General features: G+C 60.4%; 16 protein-coding genes. 9 read left to right on the plus strand and 7 right to left on the minus strand.

All coding sequences use genetic code 11. From position 1 onward, the window contains the following. Window positions 1-135 precede the first annotated feature (135 nt). Entirely contained in the window at window positions 136-1,227 is a 1,092-nt protein-coding gene (ychF, locus tag ACSBQV_RS01400; protein ID WP_033633304.1) for a redox-regulated ATPase YchF, read from the minus strand. 335 nt (window positions 1,228-1,562) lie between these two features. Between ychF and ACSBQV_RS01405 the strand changes: the two genes are divergently transcribed. After that, entirely contained in the window at window positions 1,563-3,092 is a 1,530-nt protein-coding gene (locus tag ACSBQV_RS01405) for a SulP family inorganic anion transporter (RefSeq protein ID WP_099782341.1), read from the plus strand. A gap of 37 nt (window positions 3,093-3,129) precedes the next feature. Here the strand turns inward: ACSBQV_RS01405 and pth are convergent, their stop codons facing one another. Beyond that, window positions 3,130-3,720, minus strand: a complete 591-nt coding sequence (pth, locus tag ACSBQV_RS01410; protein ID WP_033652046.1) for an aminoacyl-tRNA hydrolase — start codon at window positions 3,718-3,720, stop codon at window positions 3,130-3,132. 301 nt (window positions 3,721-4,021) lie between these two features. Here pth and ychH point away from each other — a divergent pair, with 301 nt between their 5' ends. Then, the gene (gene ychH, locus ACSBQV_RS01415; RefSeq protein WP_033642754.1) at window positions 4,022-4,300 is read left to right on the plus strand and encodes a stress-induced protein YchH; all 279 of its coding nucleotides are present in this window, start codon (window positions 4,022-4,024) and stop codon (window positions 4,298-4,300) included. Between the two features lie 185 nt (window positions 4,301-4,485). Here the strand turns inward: ychH and prs are convergent, their stop codons facing one another. The 3 genes from prs to lolB all read right to left on the minus strand — a co-directional run bounded on the left by prs (window position 4,486) and on the right by lolB (window position 7,094). Further along, entirely contained in the window at window positions 4,486-5,433 is a 948-nt protein-coding gene (gene prs, locus ACSBQV_RS01420) for a ribose-phosphate diphosphokinase (RefSeq protein ID WP_004941061.1), read from the minus strand. Window positions 5,434-5,607: 174 nt separating this feature from the next. Further along, a complete protein-coding gene (ispE, locus tag ACSBQV_RS01425; RefSeq protein WP_099782339.1) occupies window positions 5,608-6,474 on the minus strand; it encodes a 4-(cytidine 5'-diphospho)-2-C-methyl-D-erythritol kinase in 867 nt (288 codons plus the stop codon). Beyond that, window positions 6,471-7,094, minus strand: a complete 624-nt coding sequence (gene lolB / locus ACSBQV_RS01430; protein ID WP_025302493.1) for a lipoprotein insertase outer membrane protein LolB — start codon at window positions 7,092-7,094, stop codon at window positions 6,471-6,473. Before lolB ends, ispE begins: the two co-directional genes overlap by 4 nt. 468 nt (window positions 7,095-7,562) lie before the next feature. Between lolB and hemA the strand changes: the two genes are divergently transcribed. The 6 genes from hemA to kdsA are packed head-to-tail and all read left to right on the plus strand — an operon-like array spanning window position 7,563 to window position 12,937. Further along, on the plus strand, window positions 7,563-8,825 hold the full coding sequence (gene hemA / locus ACSBQV_RS01435; RefSeq protein WP_019454778.1) for a glutamyl-tRNA reductase: 1,263 nt from the start codon (window positions 7,563-7,565) through the stop codon (window positions 8,823-8,825). Between the two features lie 31 nt (window positions 8,826-8,856). Then, window positions 8,857-9,942 (plus strand): peptide chain release factor 1, encoded by a 1,086-nt coding sequence (gene prfA / locus ACSBQV_RS01440; RefSeq protein WP_033652048.1) that lies wholly within the window; start codon window positions 8,857-8,859, stop codon window positions 9,940-9,942. Further along, window positions 9,942-10,775 (plus strand): peptide chain release factor N(5)-glutamine methyltransferase, encoded by an 834-nt coding sequence (gene prmC / locus ACSBQV_RS01445; RefSeq protein ID WP_099782338.1) that lies wholly within the window; start codon window positions 9,942-9,944, stop codon window positions 10,773-10,775. Before prfA ends, prmC begins: the two co-directional genes overlap by 1 nt. A 44-nt stretch (window positions 10,776-10,819) precedes the next feature. Then, window positions 10,820-11,218, plus strand: coding sequence for a SirB2 family protein (locus ACSBQV_RS01450; protein ID WP_033642758.1), 399 nt, complete (start codon window positions 10,820-10,822; stop codon window positions 11,216-11,218). Beyond that, window positions 11,215-12,024 (plus strand): invasion regulator SirB1, encoded by an 810-nt coding sequence (sirB1, locus tag ACSBQV_RS01455; RefSeq protein ID WP_033642759.1) that lies wholly within the window; start codon window positions 11,215-11,217, stop codon window positions 12,022-12,024. Before ACSBQV_RS01450 ends, sirB1 begins: the two co-directional genes overlap by 4 nt. A gap of 58 nt (window positions 12,025-12,082) precedes the next feature. Next, a complete protein-coding gene (kdsA, locus tag ACSBQV_RS01460; RefSeq protein WP_004941087.1) occupies window positions 12,083-12,937 on the plus strand; it encodes a 3-deoxy-8-phosphooctulonate synthase in 855 nt (284 codons plus the stop codon). Window positions 12,938-12,983: 46 nt separating this feature from the next. On the opposite strand, the gene dauA is transcribed toward kdsA, so the two are convergent. Together dauA and ACSBQV_RS01470 are read right to left on the minus strand one after the other, a co-directional pair. Further along, complete coding sequence (gene dauA / locus ACSBQV_RS01465; protein ID WP_099782337.1) at window positions 12,984-14,672, minus strand: C4-dicarboxylic acid transporter DauA; 1,689 nt, start codon at window positions 14,670-14,672, stop codon at window positions 12,984-12,986. A 232-nt stretch (window positions 14,673-14,904) separates the two neighbouring features. After that, entirely contained in the window at window positions 14,905-15,390 is a 486-nt protein-coding gene (locus ACSBQV_RS01470) for a heme-degrading domain-containing protein (RefSeq protein ID WP_099782336.1), read from the minus strand. A gap of 200 nt (window positions 15,391-15,590) precedes the next feature. Here ACSBQV_RS01470 and ACSBQV_RS01475 point away from each other — a divergent pair, with 200 nt between their 5' ends. Further along, window positions 15,591-16,691, plus strand: coding sequence for a GGDEF domain-containing protein (locus ACSBQV_RS01475; protein ID WP_099782335.1), 1,101 nt, complete (start codon window positions 15,591-15,593; stop codon window positions 16,689-16,691). The last annotated feature ends 31 nt before the right edge of the window (window positions 16,692-16,722 follow it).

The following is a 16,722-nucleotide window of genomic DNA, read 5'->3' on the forward strand; positions in this document are numbered from 1 at the left end:
TCAGCGGGAGAGAAAGAGAACGAAGGTATTCGATTGAACGCATAATTCTCGTTTTCGACTAACCAAAAAAATCCACGCCGAAGCGTGGATTTCTCCGTTTCCGGCAGCGGATAGAGAAACGCTGCGGGGTAGGGTTTAGACGTTAAACAAGAAGTTCATCACGTCGCCGTCTTTGACGATGTAGTCTTTACCTTCGGAGCGCATTTTGCCGGCTTCTTTGGCGCCTTGCTCACCCTTGTAGGTGATGAAGTCGTCATAGGAGATGGTTTGGGCGCGGATAAAGCCTTTCTCGAAGTCGGTGTGGATCTTGCCGGCCGCCTGCGGGGCGGTGGCGCCCACCGGGATGGTCCAGGCGCGCACTTCTTTCACGCCGGCGGTGAAGTAGGTTTGCAGGTTCAGCAGTTCATAACCGGCGCGGATCACGCGGTTCAGGCCCGGCTCTTCCAGGCCCAGTTCGGCCATGAACTCGTCACGCTCTTCGTCTTCCAGCTCGGCGATGTCGGATTCCACGGCGGCGCACACGGCGACCACCACGGAGCCTTCGGCGTCGGCGATTTTACGCACGGTGTCCAGGTACGGGTTGTTCTCGAAGCCGTCTTCGTTGACGTTGGCGATGTACATGGTCGGCTTCAGCGTCAGGAAGCTCAGGTATTTGATCGCCGCCTTGTCTTCCGCGGTCAGATCCAGCGCGCGCAGCATGCCGGCGTTTTCCAGGTGCGGCAGGCATTTCTCCAGCGCCGCCAGCTCGGCTTTGGCGTCTTTGTCGCCGCCTTTGGCTTTCTTCTGCACGCGGTGGATAGCGCGCTCGCAGGTGTCCAGGTCGGACAGCGCCAGCTCGGTGTTGATCACGTCGATGTCTTCGGCCGGATCGACCTTGTTGTTGACGTGGATGATGTTGTCGTTTTCGAAGCAGCGCACCACGTGGCCGATGGCTTCGGTTTCGCGAATGTTGGTCAGGAACTGGTTGCCCAGGCCTTCACCCTTGGACGCACCTTTCACCAGGCCGGCGATGTCGACGAATTCCATGGTGGTCGGCAGAATGCGCTGCGGCTTGACGATCTCGGCCAGCTTATCCAGACGCGGATCGGGCATCGGCACCACACCGGTGTTCGGTTCAATGGTGCAGAACGGGAAGTTGGCTGCTTCAATGCCCGCTTTGGTCAACGCGTTGAACAGGGTGGATTTGCCTACGTTAGGCAGGCCGACGATACCGCATTTGAATCCCATGTTGTAATCACCTTAAATATCTTAACTATCAGCCGGTTAGATTTAATCGACTGCATAAAGGGCAAAATAATGCCGCCATTATACACGTAATGGGCGTTTATCTCGATCAGACTTGATTGGCCGGGGCGATCCCAGCGCCCGCGGCCGGTTTTTGATTGAGATTTGGATCACATTTACCCATACTGGCCATTCCGATTAACCGACAGGAAACGCGCCGGATGTATTTCTTGCCTACGCCACCCTGAGCTGTGCCCGCCTGCAGTCTGCCGCGCCTTGCGGTACCCCATACCCGCTACGCGGGGAAGATGATGTCATCTGTCATAAGTGAATAATGCATGTTTAACCTGAGTAACGTCAGGATCGCGGACGTTAAAAATGAAGTCCTGGCGGGCTTTGTGGTGGCGGTTTCGATGATCCCCGAGGCGGTCGGCTTTTCGCTGGTCGCCGGTCTTTCGCCGATCGTCGGTTTGCATACCGCGTTTATTATCGGCCTGGTCACGGCGCTGTTCGGCGGCAAGCCGGGCATGGTTTCCGGCGCCGCCGGCTCCATTGTGGTGGTGCTGATGAGCCTGGCGGCGCAGTACGGTATGGGTTACGTGCTGTGGGCCACGCTGTTTGCCGGGGGGATCCAAATCCTGATCGGCGCCTTCCGGCTGGGCAAGTTCATTCGTCTGGTGCCGCTGCCGGCGATCCACGGCTTCGTCAACGGCCTGGCGATCGTCATCATGCTGGCGCAGTTGAAGATGATCGCCGGGCAGGGCCCGCTGATGTACGGCCTGGTGGCGCTGGCGATTGCGGTGGTGGTGCTGTTCCCGCGCCTGACCAAAGCCATACCGTCTTCGCTGGCGGCGCTGCTGGTGGTTTCGGCGTTGGCGATCGGCCTCAATCTGCATACGCTGCGGGTGGGCGATCTGGCGGACATTTCCGGCGCGCTGCCGCACTTCAGCCTGCCGACGGTGCCGTTTACCCTGGAGATGGTGCGGGTGGTGCTGCCCTATGCGGTGGTGATTGCCTTGGTCGGTTTGATCGAATCGCTGCTGACCATGACGGTGCTGGATGAAATGGGCGGCAAGAAGGGGAACGGTAACCGTGAAAGCATCGCGCAGGGCGCCGGTAACGCGGTATGCGGCCTGTTCGGCTGCTTCGCCGGCTGCGCGATGATCGGCCAGTCGATCATCAACTTCACCTCGGGCGGGCGCGGGCGCCTCTCCGGCACAGTGGGTGCCATCCTGCTGATTTTGTTCGTGGTCAGCCTGTCGCGCTATATCGGCCTGCTACCAGTGGCGGCGTTGGCCGGGGTGATGCTGGTGGTGTGTTACAACACCTTCGAATGGAGCTCGCTGCGCCGTTTGCGCCGTATGCCGAAGGCAGACGCGCTGGTGATGGTCGCCGTCACGTTGATCACCATCTTTACCGATCTGGCGGTGGCGGTAATCAGCGGGGTGATTATCTCGGCGCTGGTGTTCGCCTGGCAGCAGGCGCGCATCCGCGTGCGCCAGCGGCAGGTGACGGGCGACGTGGCGGTGTATCGGCTCGATGGCCCGCTGTTCTTCGGCTCTGCCGCGGCTTTCGCCGAGCTGTTCGAGCCGCAAAGCGATCCGCAGAACGTGGTGCTGGATTTTGCCGGCACGCGGGTGATGGATTCCAGCGGCGTAGAGGCTATCGATAAGCTGACGGCGCGTTACCTGGCGGCGGGAAAAAGCATTCGGCTGCGCCACCTGAGCGGTGACTGCGTGCGCCTGCTCAAGCGCGCCGGGCCGTTTTGCAGCCATGAGCTGGACGATCCGCAGTATTACGTGGCGGAAGAGGGATTCGCCGCCGATGACCGCCGCGTGGGCGAGGAGACCTTCCACCCGCGTGGCTAAAAGCCGGCAGCGGGCAGGGCGCCCGCTGCGGCAAGGTTCAGGCTTGCGCCTTGAAGCTGTGCAGGCGCTGAACGGTTTTTTCCAGCCCGTCCTTCATCAGCATCTCGGTGCAGCGCAGCGATTCGTCGATCGCTTCGTCGATCATCTTCTGCTCGCCGGCCGGCGGCTTGCCGAGCACGAAGCCCACCACCTTGTTCTTGTCGCCCGGATGGCCGATGCCGATGCGCAGGCGATAGAAGTTCGGGTTGTTGCCGAACTTGTTTTGGATGTCTTTCAGGCCGTTGTGGCCGCCGTTGCCGCCGCCGAGCTTGATTTTGGCTACGCCGGGCGGCAGATCCAGCTCGTCGTGCGCCACCAGGATCTCGCTTGGTTCGATGCGGTAGAAGTTGGCCATCGCCAGCACCGCTTTGCCGCTCAGGTTCATGAAGGTGGTCGGCACCAGCAGGCGCACGTCGTTGCCCGCCAGGTTCAAACGGGCGGTATAACCGAAGAACTTGCTCTCTTCTTTCAGCTGCTGATTGTGGCGCTGGGCCAGCAGATCGACGTACCAGGCACCGGCGTTGTGGCGCGTCTGGGCGTATTCCGCGCCCGGGTTAGCCAGGCCGACTATCAATTTAATACTGCTCACTGAGTGATTCGCTATGATCAGGGTAATGGAAAGGGAGTTAGTCTACCTGTCGGGGCGGCGAATGACAAAATCCGATCTCCGCCGTCGTCGCAGGTAACAAAGACGAATGATTCATTAGCTGAATAATTCAATTTGTCCGCTAATTTTCAGCCGTGTGTTAAGAAGTGTCAATAATTCTTTACCATTTGTGATCGCCTCCGCAATCCCCTTGCCGCAGCAAGGGCTATACTTAACTTATCAAAGTGGGTTAACAAGTTGCAGCGTTATCCCGGTTGGCACATGGCAATCATGGAGGTGGCATATGAAACGTAGAAACGCGGACAGAATGGGCAACTTTTTTATGGGGCTGGGCCTGGTCGTGATGATCGGCGGCGTCGGATACTCCATTCTTGCTGAAGTATCGCAGTTCAATTTACCGCAATTTTTCGCCCACGGCGCCATCATGAGCATCTTCGTCGGCGCGCTGTTGTGGCTGGTGGGCGCGCGTATCGGCGGCCGCGAGCAGGTAGCGGATCGCTACTGGTGGGTAAAACACTTTGATAAACGGTGCCGCAACGATCAACATCGTTCGTCGCATTGATTAAAAAAGCAGAAGGGAAGCAAGAGCAGGGCAAGGGAACATCTGCCGTGCATTAAGGTTTGAGGTCATGTCGGACTACAAGTAGAAAACCCGTTGTTGCTCGCGCACCAACGGGTTTTTCTTTTTCTGCTGTCGGGCTCGTTATCTTTCCGGCGCAGTGGGCGCCGCACCGGAAAGACGACGAATCAATGCTCGAACATCGCAGAGATCGACTCTTCGTTGCTGATGCGGCGGATGGCTTCAGCCAGCATGCCGGACAGGGTCAGAGTGCGAACGTTTTTCAGTGCCTTGATTTCCGGCGACAGCGGAATGGTGTCGCAGACGATCACTTCATCAATCACCGAGTTCTTGATGTTGTCCACGGCGTTGCCGGAGAAGATCGGGTGCGTCGCGTAGGCGAATACGCGCTTGGCACCGCGTTCTTTCAACGCTTCAGCCGCTTTACACAAGGTGCCGCCGGTGTCGATCATGTCGTCGACCAGCACGCAGTCGCGGCCTGCCACGTCACCGATGATGTGCATCACCTGAGAAACGTTCGCGCGCGGGCGACGTTTGTCGATGATGGCCATATCGGTGTCGTTCAGCAGTTTGGCGATAGCGCGGGCACGCACCACGCCGCCGATATCCGGAGAAACCACGATCGGGTTTTCCAGATTTTGCTGCAGCATGTCTTCCAGCAGGATCGGGCTGCCGAACACGTTGTCTACCGGTACGTCGAAGAAGCCTTGAATCTGCTCAGCATGCAGATCCACCGTCAGAACGCGGTCAACCCCTACGCTGGAGAGGAAATCGGCGACAACCTTGGCGGTGATTGGCACACGCGCGGAACGCACGCGGCGATCCTGGCGGGCATAGCCGAAGTAAGGGATAACGGCGGTAATACGACCTGCGGAGGCGCGACGCAGGGCGTCGACCATCACAACCAGTTCCATCAGGTTGTCGTTGGTCGGGGCACAGGTGGACTGGATGATGAAAATATCACCGCCGCGTACATTTTCGTTGATTTGCACGCTTACTTCGCCGTCGCTAAAACGACCTACAGCGGCGTCACCAAGGCTGGTGTACAAACGGTTGGCAATACGTTGTGCTAGTTCCGGGGTGGCGTTACCAGCAAAAAGCTTCATATCAGGCACGAGAAGAACCTCAGGCTTGCGTCCAGAGAAGATATTGTCATGCGACATCGCCAAGGGGCAGTCGGCGACGCCGGCGCAATATACATACGGGTATGTAAAACTAAAATTGAGACCGCAGGCAGCGCAGGGATAACAGGGCCAGGTGTGCATGACCCTGCGCAGCGAAACGTTGAGCTACGACTCAAACCGCCCGGAACGGATGCGATGTAGTGGGGAGACGTTAACGCCGCGCGCTACAAAACCACACAACCACTCCGGGGCTTGATTTAACACCTGACGGGCGGCGATTTCTGTGTCGAATTCAGCAAACACACAAGCACCTGTGCCAGTCAGGCGTGACGGGGCGTATTCTAACAGCCATGAAAGAAGCTGTTCAACCTCGCGAAAACGTTTTCTTGCGATCGGTTCGCAATCATTTGCGTACGGCGCCTGCAACAGCTCACTTAAGGAGCGAACCGGGGTGTCCCTTTTCAATTCGGCGTCGCCGAAGATAACCGGCGTCGGGATGCCGACGCCGGGATGCGCCACCAGATACCATTTTTCCTGCGGCTCGGCCGGCTGCAGGCGCTCGCCGATGCCTTCGGCGAAGGCGGCGTGGCCGCGCACGAACACCGGCACGTCGGCGCCGAGGCTGAGCCCCAGCTCTGCCAGTTGGTCGTCGCCAAGACCGCAGCGCCACAATTCGTTCAGCGCCACCAGCACGGTGGCGGCGTTGGAGGAACCGCCGCCCAAACCGCCGCCCATCGGCAGGCGTTTGTCGATGCTGATATCGGCGCCGCGCGGCGCGGTTTGCAGGCTGCGTTCATCGCAATAGCGCTGCAGCAGGCGGGCGGCGCGCACGATCAGGTTCTGCTCGTCCGGCACGCCCTCAACCGGCGTCAGCAGGTGAATGCGGTCGTCCTGGCGTGGGTCGATGGTCAGGGTGTCGCCGTAGTCCAAAAACTGGAACAGCGTCTGCAGCAGGTGATAGCCGTCTTCACGACGGCCGGTGATGTACAGAAACAGGTTGAGTTTCGCGGGGGAGGGCCACTGGCGGATCATTTGAGCGTCCAGTTATCCATCTTCAGCTTGATGCGCTGGTCGCCCTGCTGCAGCTCCAGGCGGTTCGGCAGCGTCGGCTGCACCTCGTTGCTGTAGCCCTGGTAATCCACTTTCCAGGTCTGGCCGCCTTGCTGGTAGGTCAGTTTGCTCAGACGATATTGGTCATCCAGCGCAAAATCGCTGGCTTCGCCCGGCAGGCCGAGCATCCACTGGCGCAGGTTGTTCAGCGGGATCGCCATGCCGGTCAGCTTGCGGATCATCTCTTCCGGGTTGTCACTGACGTAGCGTTTGCCCTGGTTGTCGGTCAGCTGCACCACGTTTTTCTGCACGTTGAGATCCATTTCCGTACTGCCCAGCGGGTTGGTCAGCAGCAGGCGGTAGCGTTCCGGCGAGAACTGCTGCCAGAAGAAGCGGGCGTAGACTTTTTTCTGATCAGACAAGTAGGCGAAGGAGCCGCGGGTCTGATAGGTGCTGAGCTGTTGCACCGCCTGCTCATGGGCGCGCCACTGCGGTGAGGTTGGACTGGTGGCCGGGCCGGTCGGCTTGGTGGTGGTACAGGCGGCCAGCACCAAGCTGGCCAGCGGGATCAGACGGAGCAAACTAACTTTGCGTATTGGCATAACTTTCTCTTGTCCTTTTGTCCTTGCGGGCATGCGCGACGAAACCCGGATTCAGCGCTCACGCTAACGGGGCGGCGGCGCCGCGTCAATTTTTTGCTGCATCGCGTTGAATCTTGCCGCTTTTGCCGGCGCAATGCCAACCCGGCGCGCGCGTCGGGGTCGCCATTAAGATTAACACAATCGGCTGAAGGCGGGGGAGGCGCGCCCGATAAGCGGTGCCGGAGTTGCGCAAACGCCGCCGCTGCGTACGCCGAATAGCGTGCGCGTTATCGCAAACTGCGCTAAAATTTAAGCAATCAACCTACCCTATGACTATTTATCCTGCTGTATTTATTGCTTATTCATTAATTGATGTCATCTATGACAGCGATTGAACGGAAGATGCGGTTGTTACTTTTATTGATCCCGCGCATCAAGTAGAATGCCGTTCAACGAGAACCCGTACCAAGATAAGTATTACTCGAAGCAATGACCCTGCTGGCGTTAGGTATAAATCACAAAACCGCTCCGGTTTCTCTGCGTGAAAGGGTGACCTTCTCGCCAGAGTCCATCGATGAGGCGCTAACCAGCTTGCTCCAACAACCGTTGGTGCAGGGCGGCGTCGTGTTGTCCACCTGCAACCGCACCGAGCTGTACCTCAGCGTAGAGCAGCAGGAACACATGCACGAGCAGCTGGTCGCCTGGCTGTGCGCGTACCACAACCTGCGCCCGGAAGAGGTGAAGAAAAGCCTGTACTGGCATCAGGGTAACGACGCGGTCAGCCATCTGATGCGGGTGGCCAGCGGGTTGGACTCACTGGTGCTGGGCGAACCGCAGATCCTCGGCCAGGTGAAAAAGGCCTTCGCCGAGTCGCAACGCGGCCAGTCGCTGTCCGGCGAGCTGGAGCGGCTGTTCCAGAAATCCTTCTCCGTCGCCAAGCGCGTGCGCACCGAAACCGAAATCGGCGCCAGCGCGGTCTCCGTGGCTTTCGCCGCCTGTACGCTGGCGCGGCAGATCTTCGAATCGCTGGCCGATCTCAACGTCTTGCTGGTGGGCGCCGGTGAAACCATCGAGCTGGTGGCGCGCCACCTGCGCGAACACAAAGTGCGGCACATGATCATCGCCAACCGCACCCGCGAGCGCGCGCAGCTGCTGGCGGACGAGGTCGGCGCTGAGGTGATCACCCTGCCGGAGATCGACGAACGCCTGGCGGACGCCGACATCATCATCAGTTCCACCGCCAGCCCGCTGCCGATCATCGGCAAGGGGATGGTGGAGCGCGCGCTGAAGGCGCGCCGCAACCAGCCGATGCTGCTGGTGGATATCGCCGTACCGCGCGATATCGAGCCGGAGGTCGGCAAACTGGCCAACGCCTATCTGTACAGCGTGGACGATCTGCACGCCATCATTCAAAGCAACCTGGCGCAGCGCAAAGCGGCGGCGGTGCAGGCGGAGTCGATCGTGCAGCAGGAAAGCACCAACTTCATGGCCTGGCTGCGTTCGCAGGGCGCGGTGGAAACCATCCGCGACTACCGTTCGCAGGCCGACCAAATCCGCGCAGAAATGGAGGCCAAAGCGCTGGCCGCCATCGCGCAGGGCGCCAACGTGGAGCAGGTTATTCACGAGCTGGCCCATAAACTGACCAACCGTCTTATTCATGCCCCCACCAAATCCCTCCAGCAGGCCGCCGGCGACGGCGACGTGGAGCGGTTGCAGTTATTACGCGACAGCCTCGGGCTGGATCAGCATTAGTTTTCTCTATTAACAGGGTTTATTACCACGCATGAAGCCTTCTATTGTTGCCAAACTGGAAGCGTTACAAGAGCGCCATGAAGAAGTGCAGGCGCTGCTCGGCGATGCCGGCGTCATAGCCGACCAAGACCGGTTCCGCGCGCTGTCGCGAGAATACGCGCAGCTGACCGACGTCAGCCGCTGCTTCCTGGAATGGCGTCAGGTGCAGGAGGATCTGGAGACGGCGGAAATGATGCTGGACGATCCGGAGATGCGCGAGATGGCGCAGGAAGAGCTGAAACAGGCGCGGGCGAGCAGCGAAGAGCTGGAACAGCAGCTGCAGGTGTTGCTGCTGCCGAAAGATCCGGATGATGAGCGCAGCTGCTTCCTCGAAGTGCGCGCCGGCACCGGCGGCGATGAGGCGGCGATCTTCGCCGGCGATCTGTTCCGCATGTACAGCCGTTACGCCGAAGGCCGCCGCTGGCGCGTCGAGGTGATGAGCGCCAACGAAGGCGAGCACGGCGGCTTCAAAGAAGTGATCGCCAAAGTTTCCGGCGACGGCGTGTACGGCCAGCTGAAGTTTGAATCCGGCGGCCACCGCGTGCAGCGCGTGCCGGAAACCGAATCCCAGGGGCGCATCCACACCTCCGCCTGCACCGTGGCGGTGATGCCGGAAGTGCCGGAAGCCGAGCTGCCGGACATCAACCCGGGCGATCTGAAAATCGACACCTTCCGCTCCTCCGGCGCCGGCGGCCAGCACGTTAACACCACCGACTCGGCGATCCGCATTACCCACCTGCCGACCGGCATCGTGGTGGAGTGCCAGGACGAACGTTCTCAACACAAAAACAAAGCCAAGGCGATGTCGGTGCTGGGCGCGCGCATTCGCGCCGCCGAGATGGCCAAGCGCCAGCAAGCCGAGGCGTCCACTCGCCGCAACCTGCTGGGCAGCGGCGATCGTTCCGATCGTAACCGCACCTACAACTTCCCGCAGGGGCGGGTGACCGACCACCGCATCAACCTGACGCTTTACCGCCTGGACGAAGTGATGGAGGGCAAACTGGACATGCTGATCCAGCCGATCGTGCAGGAGTATCAGGCCGATCAGCTGGCTGCGCTGTCCGCCGAGCAAGAGTGATGGATTATCAACACTGGCTGAAAGCCGCCGCCGCGCGTTTGACCCACAGCGACAGCGCCCGGCGCGACGCGGAAATCCTGTTGGGTTTCGTGACCGGCAAGGCCAGAACCTTCCTGATGGCGTTCGGGGAAACCCTGCTGACGCCGCCGCAGCAACAGCAGCTGGAGACGCTGCTGGCGCGCCGCGAACGCGGTGAGCCGGTGGCCTATCTGGTGGGTGAGCGCGAGTTTTGGTCGCTGCCGCTGTCGGTCTCGTCCGCGACGCTGATCCCGCGCCCGGATACCGAATGCCTGGTGGAACTGGCGCTGGCGCGCCTGCCGCCGCAACCCTGCCACTTCCTCGATCTCGGCACCGGCACCGGCGCCATCGCGCTGGCGCTGGCCAGCGAGCGCCCGGATTGTTCGGCAATCGGCGTCGATGTGCAGCCGGACGCGGTCGCGCTGGCGCAGCACAACGCGCACAAGCTGAAGATCGACAACGTTCGATTTTTACAGGGCAGCTGGTTTGCGCCCGTGGCCGGGCAACGCTTTGCGCTGATCGCCAGCAATCCGCCCTATATCGACGCCGCCGATCCGCATTTGTCGCAGGGCGACGTGCGCTTCGAGCCGGGCAGCGCGCTGGTGGCCGCCGAGCACGGGCTGGCCGATCTGGCCGCCATCGTGCGCCAGGCGCCGCACTATCTGCAGCCACAGGGCTGGCTGCTGTTGGAACATGGCTGGCAGCAGGGTGAGAGCGTGCGCGCGCTGCTGCAGGCCGCCGGATTTTCCGCTGTCGCCACCCACCGTGATTACGGCGACAACGATCGTGTGACGCTCGGCCAATGGCCGGGATAAGCGCCCCTCATAATAACGACGTCCGGGCCATCTAAGGGAGCATCATGACTGCATACACCGCGTTGAAACATTTCCATTTGCTGACGGTCGCCATCAGTATTACCTTGTTTGTGCTGCGTTTTTACTGGCAGTGGCGCCGCTCGCCGATCGTGGGGCGCCGCTGGGTCAAGATAGCGCCGCACCTGAACGACACGCTGCTGTTTGTCAGCGGCATCGCGCTGGTGGTGACGTTCGGGTTTTATCCGCTGCTGGGTATGGACTCATGGCTGACCGAGAAGCTGTTTGGCGTTATTATCTATATCCTGCTTGGCTACGTCGCATTGGGCAAGAAGACCAAAAGTCAGCGGCTGCGAACCGTGGCGTTCGTGCTGGCGTTGGGCTGTCTGTATCTGATAATTAAACTTGCCACGACGAAAATACCGTTTCTGATGGGATACCTATGAGTAGCATTGCTGATTTTGAATTTAACACCTCGCCGCTGAGCGAAGGGGTGATCCTGGTGTCGCAGTCGGTAAGGCGTGATTTCCCCGCCGCCGACGTGGAGCGCAAGCTGCAACAGCTGGTGGACGAAGCGCGCGCGGCGGTGCCGGCCGACATCACACAGGAGCAGCAACTGGATGCGCTCATCGAACTGTTCTACAAAACCTGGGGATTCGGCGGCGCCAGCGGCGTCTATCGCCTGTCGGACGCCATCTGGCTGGATAAGGTGCTGGAGGGGCGGCAGGGCACGCCGGTTTCGCTTGGCACCATCTTCCTGCATATCGCCAACGCGCTGGATTTGCCGCTGCTGCCGGTGATTTTCCCCACTCAGCTGATCCTGCGCGCCGATTGGCTGGATGAAGAGCTGTGGCTGATCAACCCGCTGAACGGCGAAACCCTGAGCGAACACCAGCTGGAAGTGTGGATCAAGGGCAACCTGGGGCTGGGCGCCGAGCTGGAAGACGACGATCTCGACGAATCCGAGAACATCATGGTGGTGCGCAAGATGCTGGATACGCTGAAGGCCGCCCTGATGGAAGAAAAGCAGCTGGAAATGGCGCTGCGCACCAGCGAAACGGTGCTGTGCTTCGATCCGGAAGATCCGTACGAGATCCGCGATCGCGGGCTGATTTACGCCCAGCTGGAGTGCAACCATATCGCGATTTCCGATCTCAACTATTTTGTCGAGCAGTGTCCTGAAGACCCGGTCAGCGAAGTGATCAAAGTGCAGATCCATTCGATTGAGCCGAAACAGGTGACGCTGCATTAATTCAATGACTCCGTGCAGTTTGCAAGGCGACGGTTACAACCTTAACAAAGGCGAAAGCATGAAACAGAAAGTGGTTAGCATTGGCGACATCGACGTAGCAAACGACCTGCCGTTTGTGCTGTTTGGCGGTATGAACGTGCTGGAATCGCGCGATCTGGCGATGAGCATCTGCGAGCACTACGTCACCGTGACGCAAAAACTGGGCATTCCTTACGTTTTCAAAGCCTCTTTCGACAAAGCCAACCGTTCTTCCATCCACTCGTACCGCGGTCCGGGCCTGGAAGAAGGGATGAAGATCTTCGAAGAGCTGAAGAAAACCTTCGGCGTGAAAATCATCACCGACGTTCACGAAGCGGCGCAGGCGCAGCCGGTTTCCGAAGTGGTTGACGTGATCCAACTGCCGGCCTTCCTGGCGCGTCAGACCGATCTGGTGGAAGCGATGGCGAAAACCGGCGCGGTAATCAACGTCAAGAAGCCGCAGTTCGTCAGCCCGGGGCAGATGGGCAACATCGTCGACAAATTCAAAGAAGGCGGCAACGACCAGGTGATCCTGTGCGATCGCGGCAGCAACTTTGGTTATGACAACCTGGTGGTCGACATGCTGGGCATCAACGTGATGAAGAACGTGACCGGCGGCCATCCGGTAATCTTCGACGTGACCCACGCGCTGCAGACCCGCGATCCGTTCGGCGCCGCGTCCGGCGGCCGTCGCGCTCAGGTGGCCGAGCTGGCGCGCGCCGGCATGGCGGTTGGCCTGGCAGGGCTGTTCCTCGAAGCGCACCCGGATCCGAACAACGCCAAGTGCGACGGCCCGTCCGCGCTGCCGCTGGACAAGCTGGAACCGTTCCTGGCGCAGATGAAAGCCATCGACGACCTGGTGAAGAGCTTCCCGGAGCTGGATACCAGCAACTAAGCGCTCATCGCCAAAAAAAAGCCCGACTCGTCGGGCTTTTTTACGTTTAGGCGCCGGTGTTCGCCAGCGCTTCCGGCAGCGTCGGGTAGAACTGCAGCCGGCCCTCGATCGGCTGCACCCGCGCGCGCGCCAGGGTTTTCAGCGGCTGGAACGGCACGTCGGTGATCACCAGCTTTTTATCCGCCGGCAGCACGTCGATAAAGCGACGCAGGGCGCTCAGGCCGCCGGCGTCGAGCACCGGCACCGCATCCCATTGCAGCACGATCGTCCGATAGCCCTCGCTGCGCGCCAGCAGTTCGGTAAAGATGCGCTCGGCGGCGGCGAAGAACAGCGGGCCGTTCACTCGCAGCACCAGGCGGCCATCGTCGGCGCTCAGTTCGCTCAGCCGCGTCATGCGGGCGATACGGCGCATAAACAGCAGCGACGCCAGCACGATGCCCACGGTAATGGCGATCACCATGTCGAACAGCACCGTCAGCGACATGCACAGCAGCAGCACCAAAATATCGTCCTTCGGCGCCCGGCGCAGCAGGTAAACCACCTTGTGGGCCTCACTCATGTTCCAGGCGACCATCAACAGCAGCGCCGCCATCGCCGCCAGCGGCAGATAAGAGAGCCACGGCGCCAGGACCAGCAGCGCCAGCAGCACCAGCAGCGCGTGGATGATGGCGGATACCGGCGAGGTGGCGCCGGCGCGCACGTTGGCGGCCGAACGGGCAATCGCGGCGGTCGCGGTGATGCCGCCGAAGAACGGCGCGATGATGTTGCCCGCGCCCTGGCCGATCAGTTCGCTGTTCGAGTTATGCTTCTTGCCGGTCATGCCGTCGAGCACCACCGCGCACAGCAGCGATTCAATCGCCCCGAGCATCGCCATCGAAAACGCCGCCGGCAGCAGGGCGGAGACGGTTTGCCAACTGAGGCTGAACGGTTGCCCGCCGCCGCCCGGCAGATCCCAGGGCAGCAGCAGCTGCGGCAAGATAGGCGGGATGCCCTGGCCGCTGCTGCCGTCGGCCAGCAGGTAGCTGAAACGGGAGCCGATGGTCGCCACCGGGTGGTCAAACAGCGTCAGCAGCCCCATCAGCGCAGTGCCCGCCAGCAGCGCCGGCAGGTGGCCGGGCACGCGCAGGCCGAGTTTGGGCCAGAAGATCAGGATCAAGAGCGTCACCGCGCCGATCAGGGTATCGCCGAGATCCAACGTCGGCAGCGCCTGCAGCAGGGCGTACAGCTTGCCGACGTAGTTTTCCGGCGTGTGCGTCAGCTGCAGACCGAAAAAGTCCTTAATCTGCATGGTGGCGATGGTGATGGCGATACCGGAGGTAAAACCGAGCGTCACCGGCAGCGGAATGTACTCGATCAGCCGGCCAAAGCGCGCCAGCCCCATCAGCAGCAGAAATACCCCGGAGATCAACGTGGCGACCAGCAGGCCGGCCAAGCCGAACTGCTGCGAGACCGGATAGAGGATCACCACGAAGGCGGCGGTGGGGCCGGAGACGCTGTAGCGCGAACCGCCGCTGACGGCGATGACGATGCCGGCGATGGCGGCGGTATACAGGCCATACTGCGGCGGCACGCCGCTGGCGATCGCCAGCGCCATCGCCAGCGGAATGGCGATAATGCCGACCGTCACCCCGGCGATGGCGTCTTTCAGCAACCGCGCCAGGCTATAAGGTTCCCGCCAGCAGGCGTCTATCAGCGCGCTGAAGGGGCGAATTTTGTTTATTTCATGGGTTTTCATCTACGGTGCGTACCAAATCTTCAAAAGTAAAAGGAATGGCGGGCCCGATGAGGTCCGTCTTGTCACGTGACAGATACCATACGCCTTTTGTTCAGCGGATTACCAGACCTGTATCAATTTGGCTCTGGAAATCAGAGAGCCGCCCTTTTGTTTGGCGCTAAATGCCGATAACAGATAAGTCAGCCGCAGATTCTGCGGCTGAAAAGGAAAGGAATAATCAAAGTTTTAATAGCTAGTGGAGTTCGGGCAAGGATAAGCCGAGAAAATGGGCTAAAGTGTTCACCAGCAGCTGATGATCTTCTTTCTGCGGCGCGCCGGAAATGCTGATGCTGCCGACGCAGCCGAGGCCGGTCAGGGTGAGCGGGAAGGCGCCGCCGTGCACCGAATAGTCGCGCACGCTCAGCCCGTAACGCTCCTCCAGCGACGTTTGCCGCTGCTGCAGGCGCAGGCCGATAGCGTAAGAGCTTTTGTGAAAATGGTTCACCAGATTGCGCTTGCGCCGCACCCAGTCGGCGATATCCGGCGTGGCGCCCGGCATGGCGTAATAAAACAGCGTTTGCCCGGCCAGCTGGATCTCGATGGCGATGCTCAGGCCGCGCCGCTCGGCGGCGGTTTTCAGCGCCGCACCCAGTTCCCAGGCGGTCGCGGCGTCAAAATGCGCAAACGCCAGCGTCGCTTCCTGTTCGCTGAGTGCGTGCAGTTCATCGTCGATATTCATGCGGTTCTCCCCAGATAACCCAAAGCACAGAGTAGCCTGAAGCGTTCGCCATGAGATAGACGGCTTAGCGATAAGATAGAACTGCTACTCTATTAATAGACCGTGTAAAATGGCCGCCGCCGAAGCGGAGACGACAGGGATGCGTTATTCAACGTCTGCATATTACCCCCTGGCGACACCGAGGAGCGCGCTGACTATTTATGACTTACATTGCGTCTATTTCTACCCTTTACAGCGACGCCTGCATCACCTACGCCACGCTGTCGATAAGCTATTTCCTGCTCAGCAAGAATGCCCCTTTTTCTTATCAATCCGCACGGTGGAAGCGCATCGTTTTCGGCCTGCTGGCCGGCGTGGCGGTGCTGTACTTAAGCCAGGACCGCCTGGAGCTGACCGATAAGGTTCACTACAGCTTTGCGATGATCCCGATGATTTTGGTGACGTTCTTCGGCGGCGGCGTCAGCGGGCTGGTGAGCTTTCTGTTCGCCATGGCGCTGACCGGCGGCTTCACCGTCGATAACCTGTTCATCGCCTCGATCGTCGCGCCGCTGCTGCTGTCGCGGGTGTGGCTGAAGAAATCCCATCGGGTGTTTTACCTGACGATCGGCGTCATCGCGCTGTATCGCATCGTTGTGGTGTGGCTGTTGGTGGACCTAAGGGGGCTGTGGCCGGATGTATTGCTGTACCAGGCGGCTTCGGCGCTCTGTCTGGCGATTTGCTATCATGCGCTGAATTTCAAAGAGCGTCACATCTACGCCTATTTCGCGATGCGCGCGCGCGCCACGACCGACAGCGTGACCCACATCAACAACCGCGCCAGCGTCGATTATCACCTGATGCTGCAGCGCGCCGAACGTCGCCCGTGCGGGCTGATGATCCTCGATTTGGATAACTTCAAAAACATCAACGACACTTACGGTCACCCGGCCGGCGACGTGCTGCTGGCGAGCGTGGGGCGGCTGTTGCAAAACAGCGTGCGCAATGAGGACTTCGTCGGGCGCTACGGCGGCGAGGAGTTTATGGTGATCACCGCCAGCTACGATCCGCAGGTGATCGGCGGGGTGGCTGAGCGCATTCGCAGCGCGGTGGAAAGCTCGACGTTCTTGCTGAATGCGCACGACGAAGCGCACATCACAATGTCCATCGGCGTGTCGCTGTATCTGCCTGGCATGATGCTGGACAAGGCGATCGCCATGACCGACGAGGCCTTGTATGAGGCGAAGCGCAGCGGCAAAAACCGGGTGGTGACCAGCCGCGTGATGCAGCTGGCGCCGTTGGGCGCCGGATTCCCGCGCGAGTAAGCCGCCCCCGCCGCCACGGCGGGGGCGTTGG

The sequence above is a fragment of the Serratia sp. B501 genome, assembly GCF_051172315.1.
In the GTDB taxonomy this organism is placed as follows: Bacteria; Pseudomonadota; Gammaproteobacteria; order Enterobacterales; family Enterobacteriaceae; genus Serratia; species Serratia ureilytica.

Bases quoted from the DNA above. Each gene is read 5' to 3' on its own strand.
- ychF (WP_033633304.1), bottom strand. From the start codon at position 1,227: ATGGGATTCAAATGCGGTATCGTCGGCCTGCCTAACGTAGGCAAATCC.
- ACSBQV_RS01405 (WP_099782341.1), top strand. From the start codon at position 1,563: ATGTTTAACCTGAGTAACGTCAGGATCGCGGACGTTAAAAATGAAGTC.
- ychH (WP_033642754.1), top strand. From the start codon at position 4,022: ATGAAACGTAGAAACGCGGACAGAATGGGCAACTTTTTTATGGGGCTG.
- ispE (WP_099782339.1), bottom strand. From the start codon at position 6,474: ATGATCCGCCAGTGGCCCTCCCCCGCGAAACTCAACCTGTTTCTGTAC.
- lolB (WP_025302493.1), bottom strand. From the start codon at position 7,094: ATGCCAATACGCAAAGTTAGTTTGCTCCGTCTGATCCCGCTGGCCAGC.
- hemA (WP_019454778.1), top strand. From the start codon at position 7,563: ATGACCCTGCTGGCGTTAGGTATAAATCACAAAACCGCTCCGGTTTCT.
- prfA (WP_033652048.1), top strand. From the start codon at position 8,857: ATGAAGCCTTCTATTGTTGCCAAACTGGAAGCGTTACAAGAGCGCCAT.
- prmC (WP_099782338.1), top strand. From the start codon at position 9,942: ATGGATTATCAACACTGGCTGAAAGCCGCCGCCGCGCGTTTGACCCAC.
- ACSBQV_RS01450 (WP_033642758.1), top strand. From the start codon at position 10,820: ATGACTGCATACACCGCGTTGAAACATTTCCATTTGCTGACGGTCGCC.
- sirB1 (WP_033642759.1), top strand. From the start codon at position 11,215: ATGAGTAGCATTGCTGATTTTGAATTTAACACCTCGCCGCTGAGCGAA.
- kdsA (WP_004941087.1), top strand. From the start codon at position 12,083: ATGAAACAGAAAGTGGTTAGCATTGGCGACATCGACGTAGCAAACGAC.
- dauA (WP_099782337.1), bottom strand. From the start codon at position 14,672: ATGAAAACCCATGAAATAAACAAAATTCGCCCCTTCAGCGCGCTGATA.
- ACSBQV_RS01470 (WP_099782336.1), bottom strand. From the start codon at position 15,390: ATGAATATCGACGATGAACTGCACGCACTCAGCGAACAGGAAGCGACG.
- ACSBQV_RS01475 (WP_099782335.1), top strand. From the start codon at position 15,591: ATGACTTACATTGCGTCTATTTCTACCCTTTACAGCGACGCCTGCATC.